The sequence below is a fragment of the Actinomycetota bacterium genome (assembly GCA_040755895.1).
Classification (GTDB): domain Bacteria; phylum Actinomycetota; class Aquicultoria; order Subteraquimicrobiales; family Subteraquimicrobiaceae; genus Subteraquimicrobium.
Genome location: JBFMAG010000122.1, coordinates 1 through 9,640 on the forward strand (window position 1 = coordinate 1; position 9,640 = coordinate 9,640).

A 9,640-nucleotide genomic window follows, 5' to 3' on the forward strand; every position below is an offset into this window, starting at 1 on the left:
TGGATATTCCGCCCGGACATAAATGAAACCTTCCTGGGCACCTACGGCATAACCAGCAATGAGCATACCTTCAAGCACACTGTGAGGATCTCCTTCAAGAACGCTTCGATCCATGAAGGCACCGGGATCACCTTCATCAGCATTACAGATGATATACTTCCTATCGCCTTTCGCCTTACGGGTAAATTCCCACTTAAGACCGGTGGGAAAACCCGCTCCACCTCGACCTCTCAAACCCGATTCTTTTATGATCAAGATTACATCATCGGGAGAAATTTCCCTGAGTACCTTCTCCAAAGCTTTGTATCCATCGCGAGCTACATATTCTTCGATTGCTTCTGGATCTATTCGACCGCAATTCCGAAGAACGATTCGGTATTGTCTGGTCAAAAAATCGGTATCCGGAGTGGTATATCCATCACCGAGTACTATCCACTCCTCGACCGGTTTATCGTTGATTATATGCTGCTCAACGATGCGGGGAACCATCTCTGGTATAACATTGCCGTAAGAAATCCTGCCTTGGCTTTTCGTAATTACATCGGCAAGTACTTCCCGGTAACAAAGACCAAGGCAACCCGTCCGACCAAGTTTGGCCCTTACACCCTGCTTTTTTAGCTCCCTTTCAAAAGCTGCTAGGACTTCACGTGCTCCCGCAGCGATACCGCAACTCCCCAATCCCACCACTATTTTGGGGGCAGCATTCTCGCCCATCATCTTCTGATCACTTCCCTAGCTTTTCCAGGGGTCAAGCGGCCGTAGACCACTTCATCGACCATAATCACCGGTGCCAAGCTACAACAACCCAGACAGGCGACGGTTTCAAGGGTAAATTTTCTATCTTTCGTCGTCTCTCCACTCTCGATACCCAATTCCTCACTCAAAGTCGAACTGATATCTTCCGCTCCACTAACATGACAGGCAGTACCATGGCAAACCCTAATAACATGCTCCCCATGAGCATGAAGTCTAAATTGCGCGTAAAAGGTTACTACTCCGTAAATTTGGCTTAGGGGTATTCTCGTCTCCCTGGAAATTTGATCCAGAATTTCTTGGGATAGATAACCATAGGCGTTCTGAGCTTCCTGCAAAATGGGGATCAAAGAGCCAGCGTCGTCTCCGTGCTTATCCAAAATTTGGCGAAGAGTTTTAAATTTGTATTTTTCCTTCTCGGGCACCTGAAAGCACCTCGACTTAATGCAAAATTTAAACTGAAAAAATAAAAATCACAATGATGTTTTTGAGAAAACGCAAAAGCTCACTGTTAATCCAGATAAGAATGACAGTACAGAATCTCGTTTCGAAATACCTGTGCAGTCTTGAGGGTCTTCATTAATTCCTCGTCCAAAGGATCCAATATGGCCGCATCCAGACCCACGGTCATGAGCATCGCCAGTAAGGTGCGATCCAGTATTGGCTTTACTTGGGCGGGAACTCCATTAGAAATATTGCTCAAGCCCACCACGGTCTTTAAGGGAGGATCGTGTAACTGCTTGAATAACCTTACAGCCTCTATAGCTTCCATGGTCTGCTGCTGAGCCACACCTATTGGCAAGAGTAATGGATCTAAATACAGATTTTCCAGATGGACTTCATATTCCGCCATCGCCGTTATGATATCCACTGCGATGCTCGCCCTCTCATTGGCATCTCTGGGTATCCCCTTTTCGGTCATCGTTAGACCGATTATCTTTGCATCATATTTCTTAGCCAGGGGAAGCATGCTTTCGAGGCGTTCCTTTTGCCCTGAAGCAGAATTTATGAGGGCTTGACCCTTATGAACTTTAAGTCCGGCTTCCACGGCTTTTGGGTTTGTGGTATCCAGGGATAGGGGAACATCCACAACCTCCTGAATCGTTTTCACTAGCCACTCCATGAGTTCGGGTCCCCCCTTCGTGGCCGGTCCAATGTTCACATCTAACATATTTGCACCAGCATTGGCTTGAGCTATGGCCAGCTCCTGGATTGGTTTTGGATCTTTGGCCTTCATGGCGGCTCCTATTTTCCTGGATATTACATTGATCTTTTCCCCTATCACGAGCATGATTTCTCCCCCTCATTTTGCAATTCGCCGTTCGTTATTCGCGTTTGTTGTAGCTACCCACACCTAGACGATCGAATTTCATTTCGTTTGATTTCTTGAATTTTGGATTTTGATATTATTTAGTGCCTAGTATTTTGAAATTAGAATCCCTTGAACTTCAACCTTCAAGCTTGCACTACCTACAACCTATCCGACCTTGTCCCACACCTGATTTCCAGCTCTTCCTTTAGGGTTTTCAATTGTCGAACGAGGGATTGGTCTGCATCATAAGGAGATATTCCCTCCAAATCAGCGAGACGAATCTTGGGGCTCTCTTTTATCGAAACCAAAACGGGAAGTTCAGGCAAATTTTCCCTTAAATAAGCCTCTTCCTCCCCGCCTCGTATTTTATTTATCACCAGGAAAATTCGCCTGATCCCGATATCCTCGGCTAGCTTCTTTATGGATCTGGCGGTTTGAATGCTCCTCAAACTGGGTTCCACCACAACAAGCAGAGCATCAACGGATTCGGCGGTACCCCTGCCCAAGTGTTCGATTCCCGCTTCCATATCCATGATCACTACCTCGTCTCTGTCGATGAGAAGATGCCTCATCAAACTCCTAAGGAGGGCGTTCTCCGGGCAGATACAGCCCATACCCCCTTTGTCTACAGTTCCCATGACCAGGAGTTTTACCCCAAAAGCCTCCGTGCAAAACTTGTCCGGGATATCGTCAACCTTGGGGTTGAGCTTGAATAAACCGCCTGGAAATCCAGGTTTCGCCCCCGTTCTCTTCTCCACCAAGTCCTTCATGGCTGAAAGGGGAACTATATTCTTTGCCAATTCATCGGGTATCCCTATGGTGGAGGCCAAATTGGCATCAGGATCCACATCGATGGCCAACACCTTATATCCCTCATCGGCAAAAAGACGAGCCAAAGTTCCAGCAATTGTGGTCTTTCCAACACCGCCCTTACCGCTGATGGCAATCTTCACCTTTCATCACCTTTTCACTTAAAAATAGCTAGGTCAAAATCCACAAACCTCTGTGAAGGCATTTACACCGAAAATTATGGTTTTCGAGTTTTAACCCTTCCACAGCTCATCTCACCTTCGGGGCAATAACCGAGGAATTTGTCGTCGCATTTAGGCACCATATAAGAGGCAACAGTTGGAGCAATCTTCGCCACTTCCTCCTTTATTGCCTCAAATAGCCGGCGAATCTCCCATTGAGCACGCTGGCAGAGCCTAACATTGCTCACATGAATCAATTCCCTGGCATTCATAGTCATCACGATCTTTGTCTCCGCGGCATTGGGGAGGGTAAATCTTGCATCCTCCTGAGCTTGCTCTCGAGTGCGACCTTTAGCCCTAAGCCTTTCAACGTAGAACTCGTAACTCTGGGCAAATCTCTCCATATCCTCTATGAACTTGGCTCGAAGTTCATCATCTTTTACTATCTCAGGAGGGATGATGTAACCGAAATCCTTGGCGCTCACATATCTTTGCGATTGCTGGCTGTACGATGCCAAACGATGACGAACCAACTGATGACTACAAGCTCTGGAGATACCCTCTATCGCAAAGGTGAAGTTGACGTGCTCTAATGGGCTATGGTGACCCCCCTCCAAAAGGAGTTTGAGGAGTCTTTCCTTCACCCCAGGAGATAGCTTCTCCCTGAGTTGAGGAACACCGACACGGGAATAGCAAAGCTTTCCTGCTAAGGCTATGGTCTCCTCAGGGTCCGGTGTGTATTTCAATAAAATAACGCGCAATTGCTCCTCGGGCACCGATTTTCCTCTCCTTTGATTTGTAGATTTCCTATAATCCGGCGGTATCGAGAATTTTGGGCACCTTCTCCTCAGCTCCGATGGCCATGATGTGGGCTCCGTCGCAAATTTCCTGCAACTCCTGGATTTGCCGCGCGGCAATCTCTATGCCCTTTTGGGAGGGGTCGGACGCTTTTTCAAGCTCATCGATTAAATTTTTGGGCACAAAAATGCCGGGGACTTTTTTATTGAGATAGCGAGCCATACCGGCTGATTTTAAGAGTAGAATGCCGGCTAGGATCTTAACCCTAAATTGTCGGGCATAATCCATGAACTCCCTGAATTTTTCGAGTTCATAAACGGCTTGGGTTTGGAAGAAAATGGCTCCAGCTTTTACCTTCTTTTCAAATTTCAAAAGTTGGGGTTCGAGTGGAATGGCACCGGGGGTAACGGTTGCCCCGGGGCAAAAATTCGTTGGTCCATCGAGTTCATTGCCGCTCATATCCCTTCCTTCATTCAATGAATGAATGATTTGAAGAAGTTGTACCGAATCAAGATCAAAAACTGCCTTGGACGAGGGATGATCACCAACCACTGGATGGTCTCCGGTTAATGCCAAAACATTTTCGATGCCCAAAGCGGCGGCACCCAGCAAGTCGGATTGAAGTGCCAGGCGATTTCTATCCCGGCAAGTCAATTGGAAGATAGGATCGATATCCCTTTCCTTAAGGAGATAGCAGGCGGCAAGCGAACTCAACCTCATGACCGAACTCTGATTATCCGTGACGTTAACCGCAGAGACTCGCTCTTTTAGCAAATCCGCAGCATGAAGCATCTCATGCACATCGGTTCCCTTGGGAGGACCAACTTCAGCGGTGATCACAAACTCTCCAGAATTTAATATATCCCGAAATTTCATCACTTATCCCCTTCTTCGATAGAGTGTGGGTGAAGGGCTCTGGAAAAATCCTTCGGATCGAAGATGTCTCTGATGTTATCCAATTTACCCTGCGACTTTAGCCGGTCATGGATGAGAACCCAAGCACATTCCCTGCCATTACCCACCTCACATTTACCCTCATTTACCCCGCCACAGGGACCATTAAGGATACCCTTAGCGCAGCGGGTCACAGGACATATCCCACCGGTGAGGTTTAGAATGCACTCTCCACAAAGCGAGCAATGTTCCTCGAATCGACGGTCTTCAATAACACTACCCAAAAACAGGGTATCGAGAGCGGGGTAGACCGGCTTAGCGGAGATTTTGTTAACCATCTGTACCCCTTCACCACAGGCCAAAACGAGTATGGATTGGGCTGCATCGACTTCCCTTGCCCTTTCAGAAAATTCCTTTTCCACATTTTTGCCATGGCAAAGAGCGGCAATAGCCGAAAAACCAGACACAGTTTTCCCTCGAGCTTTAAGCTTCTCCCCCATCTCCTTGACTTGAGGAAGTCCCCCAGTATCGTACATCGCAGCACAAAGTCTGCAACCTATGAGGAAAATGGCTTCATCGTCCCCGAGAAAATTCAAGATTTCCTCAAGGGATTTCTGTTTGGTGACGATCATTTTTCTCCCCTCACAAAGTTAGGCGGCCCAATGTTTCAAGAAGGCCGGAATATCACCCGCTTCCCGTGGACCGACGATTATCTCCCAATCGGAAAGCTCATCCTCAAGCTCACCACTGATTTGAGCCACGCAACCCGGTATCACCAGTTTATGGTGCTCGACCTTATCGGTAATGCCACTGCGTTTCACAAAGGGAGCAATCGTTTCCGGAACGAACTTTCCCGCCGCCCAGGATGTCATCACCGATAGACCCTCCGTATCCAGAACGAGGAGCCATGAGGGAATTTTGCTCGCTTCTATCTCGCCTGAAACTATGAAATAGGTTAAAGAAAAGTTGGAGGTGATGAGAACCGGTGAAGTCTCACTGGGATTGCCAATTGGATAAATTCCCTCCTCAACCCTCATGGGGCGTTGGGGATCCGTGTAGATGTTTTGGCGGAGCACAAAAAGGGGCAATGCCTTCCAAGGCTCCAGGTTCCGCAGGAGAATTATTCCCCCGTATTTCATGATGTATATCGCAGCCAAGGCTGCTTCTATAAGATCATCCTCAGTTTGAGAGCAGGGAAATGTTATCACCGGATAACCCAAGGGACGAAACTTCTGCTTCAGCGCCGCTCGACGGATGAGTACCAGATCACGCAGGGCGGAGCCAACATTTTCGGAACCCGGATCCAATACCAGATGCTTGACGCCCAAGGCGAGGATCTTTTCCACAAGAGAAGATAGATCCTCCAGGCCGTTCGCAGAAACCGCCAGGGGACAATCATATTCTTTGGATAAATTGGTCATGGCTTCAGAATTTTCATTATTTGCCGCATAAATCAAGGGCTTATCTTCAGCACATATCGAAAGGGCAGCTTTCATGATTTCAGGATCATCGCTCGTGAGAACCATGGGGATATCCAGTGTATCCTTTACCTTTCCCACAAGGGAGACGAATTTTGAAGCGTCTCCGGAGGAAGCCTTGATAGCGATGATATCGGATTTTAATATCTGTCCCACTCTCTCGAATTTGACCTCGCGAGTTTGGTTTATCTTCCCATCGATGATTTCTTGAGGATCTGTATCCTCAATGATTAGACCCATCCCAGGGGGATGGAAAAAGGTTTTCTCGTGTCTGAACATCACCTGTTCTTCCCCGATCTTCAAGGCATTTTCTCCCGCGCCGATGGTCACGAGTCTAATTGGTGGGGCCGATGCTTCGGCGAGCTCCTCTTTTATGTCCTCAGAGAGATAGGGACAGGCATCAAGCTCCGCCTGACCCGCTGCCAACTTCATGGCAAAGGGTAGGCAAGCTGGGAAGCCACACTCCCCACAATTCGTTTTGGGCAATTTCTTGTAGATATCGAGTCCAGTTAATGCCACTTTTATATCTCCCTTCCCTCGATTTCGTTCACCGTTCACCGTATACCGTTCACTTTAAAAATTATTTTGTGAACCGTGAACGGTAAACTGTAAACTAGCTAAAACATGGGTGGCATTTCTAAAGCTGGATGACCCGCTTTCTGCATGAATTCAAGAACTTTTTCCTCAGTGGTAGCCACCGTCTCATCAGCAATCTTATCCACAAAGTCCGGTTCCCCGATTTCCTTTGCCCGCTTCTCGAGCATATCTCTCAATTCCTCTTTGAGTTCCTTGGGCATCCAGACGATTCTTTTGAAACCTCCGTCGGCGGAGATGAATTTGGGACTGGTCAGGAAGAACTTCCCCACACCGCTGAAGCCAGGTGTCTGCTGACCCCCGCCAACCATGCCAGCCATGGTGGAAAAAGTCATTCCAGAGGGCGTCATCCCGGTGAACTCCCTATTGACGACCATAACTCCATTGGTAGTGGGAAGAACGGCCACGATGCACTGAAAACACCCACAGTTTTTGACCAGCGGACCTCCATTAACAATGTAACAATATGTTTTTGCGACCGTGAGGTTATAAACAAAATCACATTCGCCTTTATTGTTGACTTCCTCCGCTTTGACGATGCTGTCCAAAAAGTAATCGCCATCGATCATCCAATCCGGAATATCAAATTCCTGGGATGAATCCAATAACTTTTGCACCTGGGAACGTACGGGTCTTGATCTCCCAGTCTTGTAATAAAAGAGCGTGCTGGAATTTAAGATACCTTTACCCGCTGCTAGCTTGGCAATTTCCTTACCAGCCGCTAAAGGTAGCACTTCTTGTTGAGATCTGTCCATTTCCTTCCCGGCAGCTAAAATCGTAATTTGTTCCAAAACTCTCTTCTTTCCCTCATGACGAATGGGGATTAACTCCGCAAATTGGATTAGGGCACTGCCGTGCATTACTATCTTGTATACCGATCCACTCTTACGTATATTGCCGACGATACCTAGCCTCTTGAGCAGTAACTGGAGATGGATTGCTGCCCTTTTATCCTCAATGCAAAGATACGCCTCACCTATATTCCATTTACCATCATACTTTCGGATACGGATGCTTCCATCTCCATCAAAGAGACCTGCTATGAAAGCTGAAATGAACTCTGGGGGTAAAGAGACCATTCTTCCTATATTCCAATTTCCTCGAGACCCGATTTTAATTCCATAGCGCTCACAGAGGGCACCAAATACCGGGTTATTGAAGTAGCAGTGGAAACAGGTCTTAACCGGTTTTACTTTTCGATCTCGAATGGTTGAAGGGTTTAACCTCCTTTTCCTGACCCCAATATGTCGAGAGGGAAATAGCTGCTGATAAGTATCCTTGAACACGGTGATTAAATTTTCGCTGGTGTTAATGAAACTTATGAAATATTCATATTTACCTCTCTTGGTTATTGAACCATCCGAGGCAACCAACCCCATCAAATAAAATAGTTCGGGGCTCATTTGGGGGATATCCACCACAGAAGCGCCTCGATTCATTCTTCTTATTAATCTCTTTACTCGACTCCAGTCCTCGCCCAATTCGGTTACAACTCTCTTTAATATACCCATGGGAAGTGATTTTATCCTAGGATCAGATTTTATGCCCATTTCACGACACGCAGCTGCAAATGATCCATAGCGAGCTTTCAATTTGCCTTTGAGAGTTTGAAGAAGCTCATCATCTATTACCCTGAAATCATCGGGAATAAGATCGATCATTTCGGGTAAATCTGTTTCGAGGTTTAACTTTTTAAGGGAAATAACCCGATCTCCAACCCCTATTTGATCAGCCCTTATCCAGCTTAACCCCTCAGGTCGATCGATCGCTACCCCATGGTCCGGGGTGAGTACTAGCTCCACACCGGATTTTGTCACTAACTTAATCAACTTCCTTGGAGCGGGAAATTTTTGCATCGCCACCAAATTCTTAGAAATGGCACGTCCATGATTAAGTGTTAAAACTCTGGATTTTGTATATTCCTCGCCTCCTTGATGTGCATTGACAAAATCGGCTATTTTGACAGGTTTGTCATCGATGATTATTTCGGTATCTGCGACAAGACATGAGGTCATCGGGTCTTCCATCATGCTATACATGCTGACCCTTTCTATCTTGTTATGAGAGGCTTTGTAGACGAATTCGTTTACCCCTTTGAACTGACCCTTAACTGGATCGATGATTTCCCCTTTGTTCACCGGTTGATTGGGTCCTGTGGGATTTATTTCATAGGAAGCCTTTCCATCGAGCCAATTATAAGCCCCACAGAGTCCCAATCTTTGAGGCGAAATTACGCACACGTGATCTGGTGCAAAACTTTGGCAGAGCGTACATGAATACCAAACATCGACGCCCTCATCGGTCATGCCCGCAACGCGCTCATCTCTCTCGTGATAGATGGCTCTCGCCGTCGGGAGTAATTCCTTTATCCTATTCTCATCGGTGTAGATAGTAACCTGGACTTTATCCACGATGGCTGGGAAATCTGCCAAAAGTTTGGCTCGGATGATATCGCCCAAATGGTGGAGCTTAAGGCCCTTCTCTTTGGCACCCTTAGCGATTCTTATCCAGACAATATCGCGCGAACCCATATGCATGACACCTTGAGCACCATTGATGAAATTATGAATTTGTCGCTCCAAAATGGGTTCGAAATCCTTTTGCATCTTGCTCCCAGCGACATGAATTAGAATACCAAGCGGGAGTAAGGATCCCTCGGAGATATCGTCGATTTCCTTGCCAACAACTTCAATCTTGTTGTCTTCCACCTCATCTGTGCCCTTCATCAACAGCAATTCAAAGGATGGAGATTTACCTCCCCCAAATTCCACATAGAGCTGCTCTTTCCTCACTCGCTCGCCCTCAAAGGCTGGTCCATAAGAAACAGGCACGGGAACCTC

Annotated in this window: 9 protein-coding genes; all 9 read right to left on the reverse strand. The window is 46.9% G+C overall.

What is annotated here, in order from left to right:
* The coding region (locus tag AB1466_05730) for an NADH-quinone oxidoreductase subunit F (protein ID MEW6189588.1) at nucleotides 1–717 on the reverse strand (717 nt) is incomplete at its 3' end.
* Nucleotides 714–1,178, reverse strand: a complete 465-nt coding sequence (nuoE, locus tag AB1466_05735; GenBank protein ID MEW6189589.1) for an NADH-quinone oxidoreductase subunit NuoE — start codon at nucleotides 1,176–1,178, stop codon at nucleotides 714–716. The genes nuoE and AB1466_05730, both read right to left, overlap by 4 nt.
* Before the next feature lie 86 nt (nucleotides 1,179–1,264).
* Nucleotides 1,265–2,044 (reverse strand): dihydropteroate synthase, encoded by a 780-nt coding sequence (locus AB1466_05740; protein ID MEW6189590.1) that lies wholly within the window; start codon nucleotides 2,042–2,044, stop codon nucleotides 1,265–1,267.
* 179 nt (nucleotides 2,045–2,223) lie between these two features.
* Complete coding sequence (locus AB1466_05745) at nucleotides 2,224–3,018, reverse strand: carbon monoxide dehydrogenase accessory protein CooC (GenBank protein ID MEW6189591.1); 795 nt, start codon at nucleotides 3,016–3,018, stop codon at nucleotides 2,224–2,226.
* Between the two features lie 74 nt (nucleotides 3,019–3,092).
* Entirely contained in the window at nucleotides 3,093–3,812 is a 720-nt protein-coding gene (gene thyX, locus AB1466_05750) for an FAD-dependent thymidylate synthase (protein ID MEW6189592.1), read from the reverse strand.
* 31 nt (nucleotides 3,813–3,843) lie between these two features.
* The gene (locus AB1466_05755) at nucleotides 3,844–4,710 is read right to left on the reverse strand and encodes a methylenetetrahydrofolate reductase (protein MEW6189593.1); all 867 of its coding nucleotides are present in this window, start codon (nucleotides 4,708–4,710) and stop codon (nucleotides 3,844–3,846) included.
* Nucleotides 4,710–5,360: a methylenetetrahydrofolate reductase C-terminal domain-containing protein gene (locus AB1466_05760; GenBank protein ID MEW6189594.1), complete on the reverse strand. Its 651-nt coding sequence runs from the start codon at nucleotides 5,358–5,360 to the stop codon at nucleotides 4,710–4,712. The genes AB1466_05755 and AB1466_05760 overlap by 1 nt, the downstream gene beginning before the upstream one ends.
* Before the next feature lie 18 nt (nucleotides 5,361–5,378).
* The gene (gene acsC, locus AB1466_05765) at nucleotides 5,379–6,725 is read right to left on the reverse strand and encodes an acetyl-CoA decarbonylase/synthase complex subunit gamma (protein ID MEW6189595.1); all 1,347 of its coding nucleotides are present in this window, start codon (nucleotides 6,723–6,725) and stop codon (nucleotides 5,379–5,381) included.
* Between the two features lie 98 nt (nucleotides 6,726–6,823).
* Nucleotides 6,824–9,640, reverse strand: a 2,817-nt coding sequence (locus tag AB1466_05770; protein ID MEW6189596.1) for an LAGLIDADG family homing endonuclease, incomplete at its 5' end; no start/stop codon positions are given.

What these genes read in the sequence shown, in the direction of transcription:
- AB1466_05740 (MEW6189590.1), bottom strand. Translation starts at nt 2,044, where the DNA reads ATGCTCGTGATAGGGGAAAAGATCAATGTAATATCCAGGAAAATAGGA.
- AB1466_05755 (MEW6189593.1), bottom strand. Translation starts at nt 4,710, where the DNA reads ATGAAATTTCGGGATATATTAAATTCTGGAGAGTTTGTGATCACCGCT.
- AB1466_05760 (MEW6189594.1), bottom strand. Translation starts at nt 5,360, where the DNA reads ATGATCGTCACCAAACAGAAATCCCTTGAGGAAATCTTGAATTTTCTC.